The sequence below is a fragment of the Ruegeria sp. BA2 genome (assembly GCF_056539605.1).
In genome coordinates this window covers 116,276-133,683 of the sequence record NZ_JBQFVE010000003.1, presented here as the reverse complement: position 1 = coordinate 133,683, position 17,408 = coordinate 116,276, and the positions used below count along the sequence as shown (strand labels likewise).

17 protein-coding genes are annotated in these 17,408 nt (G+C 58.4%); 4 read left to right on the top strand and 13 right to left on the bottom strand.

The window, feature by feature from the left end:
* Position 1 precedes the first annotated feature (1 nt).
* From ACR0NN_RS08160 to ACR0NN_RS08130, 7 genes are all read right to left on the bottom strand, one after another.
* Complete coding sequence (locus ACR0NN_RS08160) at positions 2–2,710, bottom strand: DUF2339 domain-containing protein (RefSeq protein ID WP_170721257.1); 2,709 nt, start codon at positions 2,708–2,710, stop codon at positions 2–4.
* A 74-nt stretch (positions 2,711–2,784) separates the two neighbouring features.
* Positions 2,785–3,291 carry a DUF2269 domain-containing protein gene (locus ACR0NN_RS08155; protein ID WP_170721261.1) on the bottom strand — a complete coding sequence of 169 codons (507 nt, stop codon included), beginning with the start codon at positions 3,289–3,291 and terminating at the stop codon, positions 2,785–2,787.
* Complete coding sequence (locus ACR0NN_RS08150; protein ID WP_480684387.1) at positions 3,291–4,631, bottom strand: SDR family oxidoreductase; 1,341 nt, start codon at positions 4,629–4,631, stop codon at positions 3,291–3,293. The genes ACR0NN_RS08155 and ACR0NN_RS08150 overlap by 1 nt, the downstream gene beginning before the upstream one ends.
* A 59-nt stretch (positions 4,632–4,690) precedes the next feature.
* Complete coding sequence (locus ACR0NN_RS08145; RefSeq protein ID WP_170721269.1) at positions 4,691–5,401, bottom strand: VIT1/CCC1 transporter family protein; 711 nt, start codon at positions 5,399–5,401, stop codon at positions 4,691–4,693.
* 54 nt (positions 5,402–5,455) lie between these two features.
* Entirely contained in the window at positions 5,456–6,445 is a 990-nt protein-coding gene (locus ACR0NN_RS08140; RefSeq protein WP_170721273.1) for a YcjF family protein, read from the bottom strand.
* Positions 6,438–6,887: an N-acetyltransferase family protein gene (locus tag ACR0NN_RS08135; RefSeq protein WP_480684548.1), complete on the bottom strand. Its 450-nt coding sequence runs from the start codon at positions 6,885–6,887 to the stop codon at positions 6,438–6,440. Before ACR0NN_RS08135 ends, ACR0NN_RS08140 begins: the two co-directional genes overlap by 8 nt.
* Before the next feature lie 2 nt (positions 6,888–6,889).
* Positions 6,890–8,305: a YcjX family GTP-binding protein gene (locus tag ACR0NN_RS08130; protein ID WP_170721285.1), complete on the bottom strand. Its 1,416-nt coding sequence runs from the start codon at positions 8,303–8,305 to the stop codon at positions 6,890–6,892.
* 108 nt (positions 8,306–8,413) lie between these two features.
* On the opposite strand from ACR0NN_RS08130, the gene truA reads away from it, so the two are divergent.
* Entirely contained in the window at positions 8,414–9,181 is a 768-nt protein-coding gene (gene truA, locus ACR0NN_RS08125; RefSeq protein ID WP_170721287.1) for a tRNA pseudouridine(38-40) synthase TruA, read from the top strand.
* A gap of 2 nt (positions 9,182–9,183) precedes the next feature.
* Here the strand turns inward: truA and ACR0NN_RS08120 are convergent, their stop codons facing one another.
* The 5 genes from ACR0NN_RS08120 to ACR0NN_RS08100 all read right to left on the bottom strand — a co-directional run bounded on the left by ACR0NN_RS08120 (position 9,184) and on the right by ACR0NN_RS08100 (position 13,427).
* Positions 9,184–10,128, bottom strand: coding sequence for a HoxN/HupN/NixA family nickel/cobalt transporter (locus tag ACR0NN_RS08120; RefSeq protein WP_170721292.1), 945 nt, complete (start codon positions 10,126–10,128; stop codon positions 9,184–9,186).
* On the bottom strand, positions 10,113–10,760 hold the full coding sequence (locus tag ACR0NN_RS08115; RefSeq protein ID WP_170721295.1) for a DUF1007 family protein: 648 nt from the start codon (positions 10,758–10,760) through the stop codon (positions 10,113–10,115). The genes ACR0NN_RS08120 and ACR0NN_RS08115 overlap by 16 nt, the downstream gene beginning before the upstream one ends.
* Before the next feature lie 70 nt (positions 10,761–10,830).
* Complete coding sequence (locus ACR0NN_RS08110; protein ID WP_170721299.1) at positions 10,831–11,631, bottom strand: thioesterase family protein; 801 nt, start codon at positions 11,629–11,631, stop codon at positions 10,831–10,833.
* A gap of 3 nt (positions 11,632–11,634) precedes the next feature.
* Positions 11,635–12,870, bottom strand: coding sequence for an acyl-CoA dehydrogenase family protein (locus ACR0NN_RS08105; protein WP_170721302.1), 1,236 nt, complete (start codon positions 12,868–12,870; stop codon positions 11,635–11,637).
* A 200-nt stretch (positions 12,871–13,070) separates the two neighbouring features.
* Positions 13,071–13,427 (bottom strand): hypothetical protein, encoded by a 357-nt coding sequence (locus ACR0NN_RS08100; RefSeq protein WP_170721304.1) that lies wholly within the window; start codon positions 13,425–13,427, stop codon positions 13,071–13,073.
* A 176-nt stretch (positions 13,428–13,603) separates the two neighbouring features.
* On the opposite strand from ACR0NN_RS08100, the gene ACR0NN_RS08095 reads away from it, so the two are divergent.
* The 3 genes from ACR0NN_RS08095 (at position 13,604) to ACR0NN_RS08085 (ending at position 15,907) form a co-directional block, all read left to right on the top strand.
* A complete protein-coding gene (locus ACR0NN_RS08095; protein WP_170721307.1) occupies positions 13,604–14,437 on the top strand; it encodes a bifunctional allantoicase/(S)-ureidoglycine aminohydrolase in 834 nt (277 codons plus the stop codon).
* A 102-nt stretch (positions 14,438–14,539) separates the two neighbouring features.
* Positions 14,540–14,863, top strand: coding sequence for a hypothetical protein (locus ACR0NN_RS08090; protein ID WP_170721312.1), 324 nt, complete (start codon positions 14,540–14,542; stop codon positions 14,861–14,863).
* A gap of 54 nt (positions 14,864–14,917) precedes the next feature.
* Complete coding sequence (locus tag ACR0NN_RS08085) at positions 14,918–15,907, top strand: glyceraldehyde 3-phosphate dehydrogenase NAD-binding domain-containing protein (protein ID WP_170721315.1); 990 nt, start codon at positions 14,918–14,920, stop codon at positions 15,905–15,907.
* 38 nt (positions 15,908–15,945) lie between these two features.
* Here ACR0NN_RS08085 and ACR0NN_RS08080 read toward each other — a convergent pair whose 3' ends face one another.
* Positions 15,946–17,373: a nucleobase:cation symporter-2 family protein gene (locus tag ACR0NN_RS08080; protein ID WP_170721318.1), complete on the bottom strand. Its 1,428-nt coding sequence runs from the start codon at positions 17,371–17,373 to the stop codon at positions 15,946–15,948.
* Positions 17,374–17,408: the final 35 nt, after the last annotated feature.

The following is a 17,408-nucleotide window of genomic DNA, read 5'->3' as shown; positions in this document are numbered from 1 at the left end:
CCTAATGGTCCAGAGGTTCTGACCCTTGCGACGAATGGCGCAACGTGGCCCAGCGATTGAGCCACGCGAGCCCCGCCAATGCCAGACCCAATGCCAACAGTGAAAAGACCCGGATCAACCCGCCCAAACCGGCGATATCGATCAAAAACACCTTGGCCACGGCCAATCCAATCACGGCCAGCCCTGCCTTGCGCATAAGATCGGATCGACGTGCAAGCGACTGATAAAACAGGCCTGCGCCGACTAGCAGAAGCGCGATTGTATAAGTATACAGTTCGGGTTGAGTGACACCGTTGCCTTCATACATGCCCCCTGCGCCTTGCCAGAGGTGCCGGATCGCCAGCCCCAACCAGACCGCCATCAACACCACAGACACGCCATAGCTGATCTGTTTCAGCAGCACAGGTGACGTCACAACGCGCCAGGCCGAGAAACCAATGGCAAGTGCGGGCAATAGGTAAGCGACGGCGAGCGTGTTCAGTAAAGGCGGGCCCAGCACAGGTTCGGCAAAGGGATTGAGCAGCGGATTGGCATCTGACAACGCCTGCCCCAATCGAACCACGCCATGTGCCGCAAAAAAGGCCGCTAGCGCGTAGCGCAGGTAGTTCAACCTACCGCCGAGCTTGAATCTTTGCACCTGGGCAAAGGCCAGCAGCAGCCAGATCACCGCCAGCAGCCCGAAGCCCCAGTGGCTGTTGGTGGCCCCGCCTTCCCCAAAGCCCTCCAGCCAACGCAGCAACAACAGAGACAGCAGTATGCCCGCCGTCGCCCAGGCTGCACTTTCAAGCAGTAAAGCGGCAATCGGACGATCGAGCGGCTTCAGCAAGACCCAACCCACAACAAAGCCGATGGCTGACACGGCATAGACCAGGATCATTTCGATCAACGGAGCGCTCTCGGCCCAGTCGAGCCCTGGGTCGAGTACCAACCGCACGGTCACAGTCAGAACACCCGCCCAGATGAACCAACTCATCGGCGGCAGCTCAAAGCGCCGGTCAAGCGCTGCAGCCACGACGACCATAACGACAAGCGCCATGGTAAGGGCAGCAGAGCTGAGCACGATTATGCAGGCGAAGCTAAGACAGGACAGCGCCGAGAGAGTTGCCAATGCCGTGCGCATTCGGTTCTCGCCATCGGCACGCGCAAATCGCTCGGCCAGAACCACCATTAGCGCGCCCAAAGCAATGGCGTGCAATGCCCACGTGTAGGCCCCGATCACTTCCGCAGGTTTCCAACCAAGTTCAATTGCGATTGCCAGGGTCGGAGCAAAGATGGCCGCGCCACCTGCCCAGACCATCGCATAACGCCCGGTCTGAAAAGATCGCCACGCGGCAAGCAGCGTAACCAAAGTACCCAAACCTACCAGCAGAGTAACGCTCCATGGATAATCCGCCTCGGCAGTCTCTGCGTATGTTTCAGCAAACTGGTACCAAACGCGCCCTCCGTCCAACCCGTGCACGAGAACAAACCAGATCAACCCAAGGGCAGGCAGCACTGTCAGATCCTGCAAAGCGCGCGCATCTTTGGCCCAAAGGATCAGACCCATGATCAGACCCATGAATAGAACAAAGCCAAGCCAGAACTCACTGTTTGTGTCCGGCCAATGCAGGGACAAAATCACCGAAGTGACGAGTACGGCACCAAAGGCAATACGCGTGGGAAACTCAGGCCACGGCTCTCCTTTACGGCGTCTGAAGATCTCAGTGATCATCGGGCCGGTATGATTTGGCCAGATACGCCGCGCAGGGATTGCGATAGCGATAAATGCCAGCGCCGTGACGCAGGTCAGATACCCGGGCTCGGTTGAAGGTGAGGAGAGGACCAGCAGCAAGGCTGCTCCGTATGCGCCAACGAGTGTCAAAACCGAAATCCAAGCCCAACGTCTGACGGTATCGATGCCCAGCCCTAATACGGCGATGATAAAGAAATACCCGTACAGCCAGCTTGGATCATCCGAAGAGCCACCGACGACAAAGGGGGCAGAGAAGGCTCCGATCAGGCCCACAGCAGCCAAAAGCGGCCCATGGAACCAGCCAAGCACAAGCCCAAACAGCGCGATGATAACCAGCCCGGCCAAGGCGGTCTCGGGGCCGATCAGATCGTAAAGTTGGCGGGCGGCCAGGATCCCTCCGAACAGGGTGACCAGACCAGCGCCCGAAAAGACCGAAGGCAGATACGCGGTTGACGTATCTTCGTCGTCACCGAACCTGCGTCGGATAACTTCGCCCGCGCCGATCAGCAGTGCGCCAAAGGTGAGTGCAGCTATGACACGTGCCGTCGGAGGCAATAAACCGTTCTCGACCCCATATTGAACCAGAAATATCCCGGCCAATGCCAGCGACAGCGCCGAGACCGCATAGAACCAATTCTCGCGCAGCCACGCGCCCAGCGCAGCGAACTTTTCCTCTCGGAATACGATCGTGGCCGGAGGGTCGTTTGCCTCAGCAGGTTGAAGCATCTCTGACGGGTCTGTATCCTTAGGCGAAGCAGCCTTGGCAGCGGCCCAGGGCGCGCGCCTGGGCGGTTCTGTTGTCGGCTCGAGATCAGGTATTTCGGATATCTCAGCGACACCATCAGGCAATTGTCCTGATAGCTGACGCTCCAGCTGTTCCACGCGCTTTCGCAGCCGCGACTGCCCAATCAAAAGCGCGATGATCGATACGGGAATGGCCAGAACGATCAAGCCAACAAGAACAAGCAAGGATTCCAACCGAAACCTCCGGGATATTATGCGCTGAACCTATCGCGGAGCTTGTTGTGATTACAGTACGGAAATCCGCACGATTACCGTATGTTGCCCAGAAAACCTTCCTGGAACAGCGAAATGTCCGGACGTGCAAGCATCAGCCACAGGATCACCAGAACTGCGGCAAAGGCGGGAATGCCACAGGCGAACCAGATGCGGAACAGTCGATAATATTCGGCAGGCAAGGTTGTGCCCGCTTCATCGGCCTGTCGTGCAAAGTCTCTCAGCCTAAGCTGTATCCATACTACGGGCAGCCAGAACAGACCGGTCAGGATGTAAAGCAGCAGCGACAGTGCAATCCAGCCTTCCGTCAGAGACCAGCCCAATCGCCACGCCAACAGCGCACCAGTTATCGGTTGCAATATGACCGCTGTAGCAGTGAACAGCATATCGGCCAGCACAACTATCGCGGCCGTATGTGCAATGACCCGCGTATCCGCAGTTTGGTGCGCCATCATCATGAAAAAGGCGATCCCTGTCCCGGTGCCCAGCAGAACACACGCTCCGACCACGTGAAACCATCGCAAGATCAGGTCCGGGTCCATCAGCGACTCTCTAGGATTGCACGCGCGATCAGTGACAACATCAGTGCTGGCAGTATCTTGACCATCGGGCCTAAAGGATCAAGCCAAAGCTCTGGCACCACTAAAGTTGCGGCGACCAAATAGAAGACGGCAACGCCAGCCTGTGCCAAACAGGCGCGCGCAGCCCAAGGGCGCCAAAGTATTGCGAGGCCCAACACGATGTCGATCAACGACCAAAGCGCCACGCTTGCTTTTGCAAGCCCATGGGTCCAACCCGATTGCACGAGGATTTCGGCCGCTTCGGAAAGGCCTACTAGACCAAACACACCAGATAACAGCCAAAACAGGCTGAGAACCCCGACGACGACAGGCATAAGCAATGTCATCCGTGCTGTCAGCCTGTGCTCACGGGCACAAACCAGCTCTTCGTAGATTTCTTCCAGCCCGGGCAAAGATCGTCCTGAGGCGCGGCGATATGGTTCAGGATTTCCGGTAACCCCCTGTTTCATAACTGTCATCGCCGTACTCCTCAGGGGCGATCGCCACCCAAGGTACCCCAGCAGATCAGCAACAAAGGCAACCGCATTTATCAGCGGCGGCGGCATTGAAATCGTTAATCGCGCACGCGTAAAGCCAAGCCAGCGCCGGGTCGTATACAAGACTTGCGACAGAGAATGCGGTGTATCTTCTACCAGATCATAGCTGCCCGGCGCTAGTTCACCGCGAACGGCGGCAACAATCGCCGCGCAAAGGTCATTCATTCCGACGCATTGAACCGGGGTCTTCGCATACGCGATAGGCTGCACAATCGGAACAGCCGCCAGCATCCGCAGCAGCGCCGTACCGCCATAGTCGCTTTGACCGATGACCAGCCCGGGTTTGAGGCACCATAAGGTCGCGCCGCTCGCGCGCAGCGCGGCATCGCCTTCGGCCTTGGTGCGCATGAAATCCGTCGACGCATCTGGCTCGGCCCCAATCGCCGAGATCTGCACAATCGCAATACCGACATCCGCGCAGGCGTGCCCAAGCGCTGCAATTGCAGTATGGTGAACGGCATGCAGATCATCCTGCCCGCCATCCTGCAAAGCCCCCGCACAGTTCACCACCACATCGATTTGTTCCAGATGCGGTATCCAGTCCTCAGCAGATTTGAAATCGCGCAAATCACCCACGATCAGATCGACATCAGGAAGCGTCCGATCAGCGATCTTCGGGCTGCGCACAAGACCTCTCACCACGATGCCATTTGAGTTCAACGCGCGAACCACGGCAGAACCGATGAAGCCATAGGCACCGGTTACCAATACAGTCGTTTCGCTAAGGGCTTCTGCCACAGGATGACCCGCGTCTGTTTTCGTCACCCTATCGAACCAGTGTTCAAGAACCAGTCCGATTGAACCATCTGCGACAAAGGCGCAGTTCAGGGATGAAAGAGTGACCCCACCCAGAAGGCGATGGCGGCCGCAGCACCTCCGATCAGCAGGGTTTCTCCACCCGACCTCCACCATGGCGCAAGCGACCAGCGGCTTTTCATGGCGCCAATTGCAAAGAATACACCTGCCGTCATCCAGGCCGATACGTTGAACGCATTCTCAAAGGACAGCAGAAATGGCAGCAACGGAATCATCCCGGCGACCAAGAAGGCAATAAACGTCGCCATCGCAGCCTTAATGGGATGCGGATCAACGCTGCCCAGCCCGTATTCGCCTTCGATCATCAAGTCGATCCAGTTGTCATGGTTCGAGGTGATCTCATCCGTTGCCTCATCCAGCACACTGCCCGAAAGGCCCTTTTGTGCAAGGATTTCAAGGACTTCGTTGCGTTCTCCTTCCGGATACAGCCTGATGTGCCGCTCTTCTATGGCGCGGATGCGGTGGATATTATCAAGCTCTGCCTTGGTTCCCGAATAGTTCCCCGCCGCCATCGAAAACCCATCCGCCAGCACATTGGCCAAACCCAGTGCAACGATCACGAAGGGTGACAGCCCCGCCCCAGCCACTCCTGCAACAATGGCAAAGGTCGTCACCGAGCCATCGATGCCGCCATATACGACATCACGCAACACCCCGCGCCCAGGTGGCGCGTTGATCCGTTGGGATATCTCTTGCTGGCTGTGGCCGTGGTCGGTCATTGCTGGCTCCATCCGCTTTATGCGGGACGGCGCCAGCTAAGACATTGCGCCAGATCAAGTCTTGGAAAACAGCCCGCTTAGCGCGCGCTTGATCATGCCTCGGGTCGACGGCTTGTGGCGCTTCGAGAAAGGCAGAGGTCGGCAGACCTCCATCGCGGCGACGCCGACGCGAGCGGTGAGTGCGCCGTTGACCAGCCCTTCGCCAAAGCGACGTGACAATTTGCTAAGGACCGAACCGCCCAGGATCGGCTCCAGCAGGTCATCCCCCACCGCCACTGCGCCGGTTGCGACCAGATGCACGAATACCGCACGGGTCAGACGCCAGCTGCCCAAAAAACCAGCCCGCCCGCCATAGATCTCGGCAATACGTCGGATCATTCGCAATGAGCTTGCCAGCGCGGTCGCGACATCCGCAAGCGCTAAAGGCACCAGAGCAGTGACCGTTGCGACCTGTCTGGCTGCCGCTTCAACCTCGCGGCTGGCGGCGGCATCTAGCGGGGCTAACAGTTCGTCTTCGGCCAGTGTCAGCAAGGTTGCGGCGTCGAATTGTTCGCCAATCCGTTCCTTCAACCGGTCTCGGCCCCAGCGGGTTTCATCGCGCCCGCTGTAGAATGTGATCAGGCGATTGGTAACGGTTCGGGCCTGCGACAGGTCCTCATCCGCCAACGCAGCATCGGCGGCGCGGCGCAGGCCGTCTACGCGCGAAAGACGGCTGATTGCAGCCAACTCGCGCAGCGCGATTGTCAAGACAACCAGCAAAAGCGCTGCGATCAATCCGGTAACAATCCAGCCCAGAACCGGCGCGCGTTCCAGCAGAGAGAAGGCAAAATCCCATGCCCCGACCGAAATCACAGCCCCTACGACCGCAAGAGCCAAACCCCAAAACCAGCGCGACAAAGCCGAAGGTCTCCGCGCTGCAAATCGAACAGCCGCTTGCATCGCTTGCCCCTGCGGAGGCGTGAGATCGGGCACCGGCGGCGCGGTTGAAACATCGGCTGCCGAGGTGTCATCTTCCAGATCAATCAGGACCGGACCTTTAGCCATCGCCCTTCTCCTCGCGTGTCCAGACATATTTGATGTCGGGCAGGTTTTCGTCATTTTCAGAGCCATCGCCGCGCGCGACCTCTACAAACCCGTTGCGTTCGTAGAAGCGGCAGGCCGGGTGGTTGGCCTGAAACGCATACAAGCTGAGCGTAGGGCGCTGCGCTTTCGCATGATCAAGCAGTCGTCGCCCGATCCCCTGCCCTCGGGCCTCCGCTGCCAGATAAAGCGACTGTACCTCGTCGTCGTTCAATGCCAAAAACCCGGCCACCCGCCCCTGCAGTTCGACGACCGTAACCCAGCCCAGATCGATCATGCGGCCACAAAACGCGATGGTTTCAGCCTCGGAATGCAGTTCCGGCATCCAGTCGTTGTCGTGCGCGAACCCGTGCAGAATAGCGCCCGTTGTACCGGCATCGGTACTGCGCGCCGGGCGAAGGATCACGCTCAAAGCCGGTCTCCGATCAGAAACTGCGCGGCCCTGTCCAGCCGAATATGCGGAGGGCCATCGCCGGGGTTCAAGGTCAGATGCGCGGGGGCAAACGCCATGAAGCCGTAATCTTCGCCCAGCCAACCTTCGGCACCGTTGCGCGCTGGGCCTAGCAGGTGGGCAGGGTCTTCTGGTAAATCGCCCGGATAAAATGCAGCCTGTTTGCCGCTGTCCAATAGCGTGCCACGTACACAAGGCAGTTCGGCGCCATTATGGTTGCGCATCTCTTCCGTTGTGGTGCGAAGCGAGGCCAGCGACAGCGCAGCAGTCTCGGCCCCGGCAAAGCTGGCACGATCACGGGCCTCGCGGGTCAGGGCCTCGATGATCGCCGTCAATCGCGAATGCTGCATGTGATGCAGATGATCCGCTTTTGTAGCGGCAAAGAGGATGCGTTCGACCCGTTTGCCCAGTAGCAGCCTGTTGAGCCACGCATTGCGACCGGGACGGAAGGCCGACAGGATATCGGCCATCGCACGGCGCATATCTTCAACCGCTTGCGGGCCTTTGTGGATCGCACCCAGCGCATCGACCAGTACGATCTGTCGGTCGATCCGCGCAAAATGATCGCGGAAGAAAGGTTTGACGACTTGCGATTTATAAGCCTCATAGCGCCGCTCCATCTCGCGGTGCAGTGAACGGCGGCGTGACGCTTCGGACACTGGCAATGGCGCGAAGGTCAGCACGGGGGAGCCGGCGAGATCTCCGGGCAGAAGAAACCGACCCGGCGTGCAGTCATAGAATCCGGCCTCGCGCGCAGCGTTCAGATAGTCGGTGAAACAGCGGGCAAGGTCCTGCGCCTGCGGCTCGTCATGTGGCGCTGTTGGATCGGCTGACCGAGCTTTGGCTAGAAATGCCTCGGCCAGCGGACGGTTGGATATGTGCTCCAGCGTGCCTCGTGACCAGTCGTCATAGGATTTGTCCAGCAGGGCCAAATCCAGCAGCCACTCACCCGGATAGTCAACGATGTCCAAATGCAGCGTGCGTGGGCCTTGTAGTCCTGACAACAGACCTGCGGGCCGGACTTTGAAGGACAGGCGCAGTTCGGACACCGCACGCGTGCTGTCCGGCCAGTGCGGCGTAGGTCCGGTAAGCGCAGACAGGTGGTTTTCGAAATCAAACCGGGGCACGGTATCGTCGGGCTGCGGCTGTAAATAGCTGGCGGTGATCCGCCCTTCCTGCTGCGCCACTAGGCCGGTCATGCGACCGCGATCCAGCAGGTTGGCCACCAGCGACGTGATGAATACGGTTTTGCCTGACCGCGCCAATCCCGTGACGCCCAGCCGGATGACCGGTTCAAAGAAGGTCTCGGATACGCGGTCGCCGACGGATTCGACTCCGCGCACCAGACTGTCTGCCAAGGATGAGATGACCAAGCCGTCGCCCCGCAATTATCGTTTGTGCCAAGATAGGTAGCGGTTGCGGCACATGCCAGAGCTTTCGCCCCTCTTGCCCGTCCGTGCAAGGCGCGATACCAGCGACGCATGCCCAGATACGCACTGAGAGTTGAATACCAAGGGGAACCGTTCGCCGGCTGGCAGCGGCAGAAAGAGCTGCCTTCGGTTCAGGGTGCGATTGAGACTGCGCTGTCGCGGATCGAACCCGGTGAGCATACCATTGCCGCTGCTGGTCGCACGGATGCAGGCGTACACGCGCTTGGGCAAGTGGCCCATTGCGATCTGGCTAAAGAGTGGGACCCGTTCCGCTTATCCGAGGCGCTGAATTACCACCTTAAGCCACAGCCTGTCGCGATCATCAAAGCCGCGCGGGTGGATGATGACTGGCATGCACGGTTCTCGGCACTTGAGCGGCAATATCTGTTCCGCATTCTGATGCGGCGTGCGCCTGCGACCCATGATCGGGGACAGGTCTGGCAAATCAACCATACTCTGGACGTTGCTGCGATGCAGGCCGGGGCGGATATGCTGATCGGACGTCATGATTTCACCACGTTCAGGTCCTCCATCTGTCAGGCGGCCAGCCCGGTCAAAACGCTGGGCGAGCTGCGAGTCGAGCAGATTGAGGGCTTCTCGGGCCCCGAAATCCACTTCCACGTTCGTGCCCGCTCGTTCCTGCACAATCAGGTGCGCAGCTTTGTTGGCACGCTAGAGCGCGTGGGGGCTGGAGCGTGGACACCCGAAGATGTTCGCACAGCGCTTGATGCAGTTGACCGTGCAGCGTGCGGTCCGGTTTGCCCGCCGCAGGGCCTCTATCTTGCGCGGGTTGGATATCCTGAACCGGTGTTTGGCTAATATTACAAAGCCCGCATCAACAGCCCGCTGGCAATCACCGCGATGACGAGACCCGCAATCAGTTCAATCGTCGGGGCCAGCACCGACGCAAAACGGGTGGCCGAGGCTGAGGCCAGCAACCCTCCGCGCAGTCCAAAAGATGTCCAACCGACCAGAGTGGTGACGGTTGCGGTGCCTAGCGCCATGGCGAACGCGCCGGCTATGCCGACCATTGCGATGCCCATTTGCCATGTCAGTATCAGCACAAACAATGCTCCGGTGCAGGGGCGTGCGGCGATGCCCGCGATCAGAATCAACGCCTCGCGCAGGCTACCGACCTTTGCGACCTCTTCGGCAGTCGGGCCATGGCGGTGACCGCAATCCGAACATACCTCGTGTTCGTGGTGATGGTGATCATGGTGGTGGTCGTGCACATGATGCTGGTGGTCGTGCTGGTGCGATGCATGGGACTTGTGACGCCGCGCAAAGCTGCGAATTGAGCGAACGACCAGCCACAGGCCAATTGCCGCAATTGCACCATAGCTGATCGGTGCCATCACCTGTTCGGTCGCACCCACTAGCGACTCGCGCGACATCTGGAACACCAAGACACCCGCGTAAACAAGTACGACCGCAGTGACCGCTTGCCCAAGGCTTGAGAGAACACTGATGGCAGAAAGGCGCCAGAACGCGACGCGGCGGCCCAGGCCGTATCCCCCGATCAGAACCTTGCCATGGCCCGGTCCGATGGCATGAAAAAAGCCGTAGGCAAAACAAACAGTCAACAGGGTCGCAACCGCCTCGGGCTGTTCGGCGCGCGCCGCGCGCAATGCACGGGCGATCTGGTTCTGGAATTCCCGCTGCTCTCCAGCGGCCCAGGCGGCCAAGTGGTCAAAACCACCGCTACCCCAAAACCAGAGCAATACTCCGCAAGCAATTGCGACGGGTACGATCAGGTATTTGGACATGAAAGCCTGATCTCGCTTGCAAATTTCTCACCAACCAGAGGGATGTCGTTCTCCTCAAGATCATAGTCGGCATCAAGCGATTGCAGGAATGCCTGCATCTGGGCCAATTCTGCATCGATATCCGGATCGGTACGCTCGATATTGCACGCCAAGGGCCCCGAAACCGTAACAGGGCGGGTAATCTCATACGCCGTGTAAAAACTCTCATCAAACGCCTTGATAGACAGATCGTTTGCCGGAACCGGGGCCCCTTCGACCGCACGCAGATGAGTGGTGACGATGCGTGCGTCTTCGGTTGTGGCTTTCGGCTCAAGCGGGCCTGATAGTGGGATCACAGTTTCACCCATCCGGATGACCAGATCGCCGTTATACCCTTCGACCCATTGTGCATCGAAACCCGACAGAAATTCCTCTTCCGCTTCGGTCAAAAAGCCATCGCCGTCCTGATCAACGCGATATTCCTCCAACAGTAGCAACGAATAGAACTCATCATAGGCCCATGTCACCTGCACATGAGTCAGGTTGCCCGCCTCGTCGACAACAAACTCTAACCCCGTGTCGATAAAAACATGTGGGTGAGCCAATGCCGGAACCGGCAGGCAGCATGTCAGAGTAAGAGCAAGCCAACGCATGACCAGAAGATAGGGTGCGTATCGGGTATGGGCAATCTGATAACGCAACACAGCGCAGTTTCTCGCCGCTTTAGCCGGGTGGGAACAACACAAGCGTTTGCAATGCGGTTCCCACCGGTCCTTGGGTGTCAAACAGGACCGACTGCGACATACCGATGCCAGAAGGTTGCCAGTGCGAGATCGAGTCAGAGGCCAGCCAATCCGAGACGGGCTCTCGATGAATTTGCACCGTCAGGTCGGTGTTCATAAAGCCCATCTCGGACGTGGGTGCGTTCCAGGATATGCCATTGCCGCAATCGGCGAGCGGGCAGAGTGCCTGAATCGGCGATGGGTCCTCGCCCTCTAACAAGGGTGGCGTTCGCATCCAGACTGTTTTTGGACCAGCCCCCTGATTGCAGCCTTTTGGATAGCCGATCTGGGAATGATGCGCGAAACCGCGCAGGTCATGACGCATTTCACCAATTGGGAATGGGCCGTCCACCATATCCTCGATGTGCGGCGCGGGTAGGTCGACATTGGGCACAGCCCCAAGGTCCTTGCGCACCATATGCATCGTCGTTGCAGTGGCACACAGCGTATCGTCTAGGTCATGCACAGTGACTCGAGTGGTCGCGAGCGTTTTTGTATGCCGTGTGGTTTCCGCCGCAACCCGAAGCCCAGCCAAAGGCAGGGGGCGCAACAGATCGACTGTCAGCCGGGTCAGCATCTTCTCAGGACCAATTTCGGCTTCTGCGGCCCGAACGATCAGGCCGCTGACCGGGCCTGCATGGCAGTGATCGGCAGACCAGGGCCCGCGCGCCGGATCATTGCCGACGAACACACCCTGCGCATTCTGGTGAAAATACGCCTGCCCCAGCACGTCCAATGTCATCGCTCAGACTTTTTCCTGCGTGTATTTCTTCAACTCGGCCCGTGCGACCTGTCGGCGGTGCACGGCGTCTGGTCCATCCGCCAGTCGCAGAGTGCGTACATGTGTCCACGCATTGGCCAATGGCGTATCCTGACTGATGCCTTGCGCACCGAACATCTGTACGGCCTCATCAATCACCTTCAACGCAACCTTGGGGGCGACGACCTTGATCTGGCTGATCCATGGGGCCGCCGCCCGTGCGTCGCCTTGATCCATATACCAAGCCGCCTTCAGGCAGAGCAGACGGGCCATCTCGATCTCCATCCGGCATTCGGCGATAATGTCGTAGTTTGCGCCAAGCTGAGCCAACTTCTTGCCAAACGCCTCGCGCTGCAGGGATCGTTTGCACATCTGCTCTAACGCGGCTTCAGCCTGACCGATCGCGCGCATGCAATGGTGAATGCGACCGGGTCCAAGACGACCCTGAGCAATCTCAAACCCACGCCCTTCGCCAAGCAGAATGTTCGCAGCTGGAACCCGAACATCGATAAAGCGGATATGCATGTGACCATGGGGGGCGTCGTCGTGGCCATAGACCTCCATCGGACGCAATACCTCGATCCCCGGAGCATTGGCTGGCACGACGATCATGGATTGACGCTGGTGTTTGGGCAGGTCTTCTCCGCCGGTTTTGACCATCACGATATAGACCTCGCAGCGTGGATCACCCGCGCCCGAAGACCACCATTTCTCGCCGTTCAGTACGTAGTCACTCCCATCCCGCACACAGGACATAGAGATATTGGTGGCATCGGATGAGGCCACATCGGGTTCGGTCATCAAGTATGCAGACCGAATTTGCCCATCAAGCAACGGCTTCAACCATTGCTCTTTCATCGCATCAGAGCCGTAGCGTTCAAAGACCTCCATGTTGCCAGTATCGGGGGCCGAGCAGTTGAACACCTCGGCCCCTAACGGGGTTTTGCCCATCTCCTCGGCAAAATAGGCGTATTCAACTGTGCTGAGACCGAAGCCCCTTTCGCTGTCCGTCAGCCAGAAGTTCCAAAGGCCAGCCGCCTTAGCCTTATCTTTGAGCCCTTCGAGGATTTCGCTCTGGCGTTCGGTATATTGCCAGCGATCACCTATGCTGATCTCGGCCTGGTATTCCTCTTCCAGCGGCATGACCTCATCACGGATCATATCCGCAACACGCTGTAGCAGAGCGCGGTTTTCCTCGCGCAATCCGAATGTCATGGTCATGCCAAACCCTCTTTCTGGCACCAAATCGTGCCTTCGCCTGTATCCGAGGATGGCTTAGCAGCTATGACGCTGTCCAGTTGAGTGACGGAACGTCACTCCGGCAAATTTCAACGACGCTGGTCTCTTGATGTTGCTGAACGCCTGAGTACCCGTTCGTCAGATTTGGCAGAACAAACAAACGCTGCTCAGCGCGCAGATTCCTACGGTGCCAGAATCCAATTGCCGTCCGCGGTTCTGCAGCGCCGCGTTCGGATGTCACGCGCTTGTTCAGCGCCTTCAGGCTGCACAACGTGCTGGAGAATCACGCAATTGTCCTGAATGCTCTGCACACGGATCGTCCCTTTTGAACCGGTGTCCTGATTAAGCCACGCCCGTTCCTGCCCTATGGATGGGGACCCGGATGACAACAACGCGTTGGATGTAGCGTTCACAACTTCGAAATCAGCAGGGCTCAGCCCCATTTCCGCGATGATTCGAGAAAGCGGTTTGGCCTGTGCAAACCCATTGGTTCCAAGGAATAAGGTGGCAGCTAGCGCCGTGCAGACAAAGGCTTTCATAATGGGGCCTCACGGATTTGAATGAATTTCACGCCCATAAATATACCTCTATGCGTGTGCGGCCAAGCCCAACGTGGCCACCTTCAAATTATCCCGAACAAACCTATCGCAATGCAGGTGCTAGGTCCGCCTGCCAGTTCACCTCATATTGGCCTCAGACGAACCAGAGGCATTTGATGACACATCCGAAATACTATGCACCATCGGGCGGACACCCGGGCCAAGAGCAGTTGCTGACAGACCGCGCCATGTTCACCGATGCCTATGCGGTGATCCCGAAAGGCACAATGCGCGACATCGTCACCAGCTTTCTGCCCTTTTGGGAAGGCACGCGCCTGTGGGTATTGTCACGACCTCTGAGCGGGTTTGCCGAAACCTTTTCGCAATACATCATGGAAGTGCAACCCGGCGGCGGCAGCGACACGCCAGAAACCGATCCCAACGCAGAAGGTGTGATTTTTGTCGTCGAAGGTACGGTGAGCCTGACTTTGAACGAAACAGCTCATATTCTGGAAACCGGCGGATACGCCTATATCCCACCGGGCAGCGACTGGACGCTGCACAATCAGGGCGATGCCGTCGCCCGTTTCCATTGGGTCCGCAAGGCGTATCAGTCCGTGACCGGCCTGCCCGCCCCAGATCCAATCATCACCAACGAGCGCGATGTGACTCCCGTCGAGATGCCCGGCACCGAAGGACGTTGGTCTACCACTCGCTTCATCGATCCGCAGGACCTGCGCCACGATATGCACGTCAATATTGTCAATTTCGAACCCGGTGGCGTGATCCCATTTCTGGAGACACACGTGATGGAGCACGGTCTCTACGTGCTGGAAGGGAAGGCAGTGTATCGGCTTAACCAAGATTGGGTCGAGGTCGAGGCAGGTGATTATATGTGGCTGCGCGCCTTCTGCCCGCAGGCCTGTTACGCGGGCGGGCCGGGGCGGTTTCGCTATCTGCTCTACAAAGATGTGAACCGGCATATGCCATTGTCCTTGCCCGCGCGTTAACGGATGATCTCTGCTTGGCCGAGGCAAGTTTTCACATAGGGGTTCACAGAATCGCTGGAATCTGATGAAATCACATGAGTTTTCAGCACTGGAGATTGTTCGATGTTACTGCGCGGTACGATGATTGCACTGGTTGCCACACTTGGCCTTTCGGCGTTCAACGCCGCCCCGGTCGCCGCCAAGGAAGAAACCAAATCCGTTTTCGTCATGAGCCGCACATGGGCGGTGACGCAGGTCTCGGACGCGCCGGTGGTTTATCGGGCCACGCGGGACAACAACAATCTGAACCCTTTTGGCCCGCCACCCCGTTTGCGCACCATCCAGGCCATGGCTGCGATTCAGAAAGCCACCGGGTGTCGGGCGATCTATTCCAGCATGTATCAGAACATCTCGGGCCAGTTCTTTTCACAGGTCAGCTGTAACTGAAATTGGTACAATACTTTGATTGAGATCGCCTGATCTGCCTGCCATAGCTAGCGCATGAAACTCGCGATCAACGGATTCGGCCGCATCGGCCGCACTATTCTGCGCCAGATATTAAGCCTGCCGCAGCATTCGCATATCGAGCTGGTGCTGATCAATGATATCGCGCCGCTTGAAACCTGTGCTTATCTGTTCAAATACGACAGCACGTTCGGTCCTTATCAGGGCGTGGTCACGACCGAAGACGAGGCGCTGAATATTGATGGCCGGACGATCCAGATGTCTCACAGCGCTGATCTGGCGCAGGTGGATTTGGCCGGTGTTGATGTCATGCTGGATTGCACCGGTATCGCGCGTACATCCGATGTGGCCTGCCGGGGGCTAAGCGCAGGTGCCGGCAAAATCCTGATCTCTGGGCCGTCACCCGCAGCAGAACTGACGGTGGTTCTGGGGGCAAACGAAGATCAATTGGGCAATGCCCAGATCGTTTCAAATGCATCTTGCACGACCAATGGTCTGGCCCCGCTGGTCAAGCTGATCGATGAAATTGGCGGTCTGGTCTCGGGCCATATGACCACGATCCATTGTTACACCAACAGCCAGCCGATGGTTGACGCACCGCGCGGCGATCTGGCCCGCTCGCGGGCTGGGGCGTTGTCGATGGTGCCCACAACCTCTAGCGCCACGCATTTGATTGATGTCGTCTTACCAGAATTGGCCGGTCGTATGTCAGGGGCTGCAGTGCGTGTTCCAACGGCCAGTGTCTCAGCCGTTGATCTGGTCGCCACGCTTGAACGTGGCATGAGTGCGGAAGAGTTCGACCAAGCGCTCCGCAATGCCGTTGAAGCCTCTGTCGTGTTGGGTTGGACCGATCTACCGCTGGTCTCGTCCGACCTGCGATCACGTCCCGAGTCATTGGTTCTGGCTGGGCCCGAGACTCGCATGATCGGTGAAAACCAGATCCGGGTCTTTGGCTGGTATGACAATGAATGGGGGTTCTCGGCCCGTATGCTGGACGTTGCGCGCCTGATGGCCCAAGCGGAGTGACCGCAGCGCTAGTACGCGCCGCGGTATTGTCCAACTGATCAGTCGTGGGGCAGGCTTCCAGCGCCGTGACCAGCCATGCCACCTGAAACCTCTTCGGTTGATTCTTCAGCCAGTTCTTCTGGCAGGATCAGATTCAGCACGATTGCGATTAATGCCGCTGGCAGCAGGCCGCTTGTCATCAGGATGCGAAGCGTATCCGGTAGGTGTTGAACTGCGCCGGGCTCCAGCTGCAGACCAAGACCGATCGACAAAGAGATCGCGAAGATCACCATGTTACGACGGTTCCAATCCACGTCCGACAGCATCGAGATACCGGCCGCGACCACCATGCCGAACATAACGATAACACCGCCACCCAACACTTCGATAGGCACGGTTCGGATAATGGCCCCGACCTTGGGCACGAGGCCGCACAGGATCAGGAAAATGGCGCCGCAGGTCACGACATGGCGGCTCATCACGCCTGTCATCGCAATCAGCCCGACATTCTGGCTGAATGAAGTGTTGGGAAAACCGCCGAACACACCGGCAACAGCGGTTCCGAAACCGTCGGCATAGGTCGCGCCAGCAATTTCCTTGTCGGTTGCTTCGCGGCCCGCCCCGCCCTTGGTGATGCCGGACACGTCTCCGACGGTCTCGATGGCCGAAACGAATGACATCAGGCAAAAGCCGATTACGGCGGCGAGAGAGAACTCAAACCCATATTTAAACGGCACGGGCAGAGCAAAGGCAGAGGCACGTGACCAGCTTGTGCCAATGGCCTCGAACGTCACCATGCCAACCATCAGAGCATAAACGTAGCCGATGGCCAATCCGACCAGTACGGCAGACACCGACAGCATGCCGCGCGCAAAGAACTTGAGGCCCAATGTCACAACAACCACAACCAATGCTGCCGACCAGTTGAGCAACGATCCATACTCGGGAGTTCCAATCGCAGGCACGCCACCAGCGGCATATTGTATGCCGACCTTGACCAACGCCAACCCGATCATGGTCACGACAAGCCCGGTCACCAGCGGTGGCAGCGCAAAGCGTATCTTGCCGATGAAGAGGCCAAGAAAGGCGTGAAACAAACCGCCAACCAAGACACCGCAAAATAGTGCCGCCAAGGCATCCACGCCTTTTCCGGCGACCAGCGGGATCATGATGGGTAGGAACGCAAAGCTCGTCCCCTGTACAATCGGCAGACCCGCCCCAACCGGACCCAGTGTGACGGTCTGCAGCAATGTCGCCAGCCCCGCGAACAGCATGGACATCTGGATCAGATAAAGCAGTTCGGGAAAATCCGGGGAGTTCGACCCAAATCCAAACCCGGCAGCCCCCGCCACGATGATGGCTGGGGTGACGTTCGAGACGAACATCGCCAAAACGTGCTGAATGCCCAGCGGTATCGCCTTGTGCAAGGCGGGGGTGTAGTTCGGGTCCCGAAGCTGTTCGGGCGTCCCTATCGAAGTTTCAGCCATGATCTCAATGTCCTCCCTAAGATCCGATGGGGTTC

Excerpts from the sequence above, each read along its gene's own strand:
- ACR0NN_RS08155 (WP_170721261.1), bottom strand. The coding sequence starts at position 3,291 with ATGGACCCGGACCTGATCTTGCGATGGTTTCACGTGGTCGGAGCGTGT.
- ACR0NN_RS08120 (WP_170721292.1), bottom strand. The coding sequence starts at position 10,128 with ATGTCCAAATACCTGATCGTACCCGTCGCAATTGCTTGCGGAGTATTG.
- ACR0NN_RS08140 (WP_170721273.1), bottom strand. The coding sequence starts at position 6,445 with ATGGCTAAAGGTCCGGTCCTGATTGATCTGGAAGATGACACCTCGGCA.
- ACR0NN_RS08080 (WP_170721318.1), bottom strand. The coding sequence starts at position 17,373 with ATGGCTGAAACTTCGATAGGGACGCCCGAACAGCTTCGGGACCCGAAC.
- truA (WP_170721287.1), top strand. The coding sequence starts at position 8,414 with ATGCCCAGATACGCACTGAGAGTTGAATACCAAGGGGAACCGTTCGCC.
- ACR0NN_RS08085 (WP_170721315.1), top strand. The coding sequence starts at position 14,918 with ATGAAACTCGCGATCAACGGATTCGGCCGCATCGGCCGCACTATTCTG.
- ACR0NN_RS08105 (WP_170721302.1), bottom strand. The coding sequence starts at position 12,870 with ATGACCATGACATTCGGATTGCGCGAGGAAAACCGCGCTCTGCTACAG.
- ACR0NN_RS08095 (WP_170721307.1), top strand. The coding sequence starts at position 13,604 with ATGACACATCCGAAATACTATGCACCATCGGGCGGACACCCGGGCCAA.
- ACR0NN_RS08115 (WP_170721295.1), bottom strand. The coding sequence starts at position 10,760 with ATGCGTTGGCTTGCTCTTACTCTGACATGCTGCCTGCCGGTTCCGGCA.
- ACR0NN_RS08090 (WP_170721312.1), top strand. The coding sequence starts at position 14,540 with ATGTTACTGCGCGGTACGATGATTGCACTGGTTGCCACACTTGGCCTT.
- ACR0NN_RS08100 (WP_170721304.1), bottom strand. The coding sequence starts at position 13,427 with ATGAAAGCCTTTGTCTGCACGGCGCTAGCTGCCACCTTATTCCTTGGA.
- ACR0NN_RS08145 (WP_170721269.1), bottom strand. The coding sequence starts at position 5,401 with ATGACCGACCACGGCCACAGCCAGCAAGAGATATCCCAACGGATCAAC.
- ACR0NN_RS08110 (WP_170721299.1), bottom strand. The coding sequence starts at position 11,631 with ATGACATTGGACGTGCTGGGGCAGGCGTATTTTCACCAGAATGCGCAG.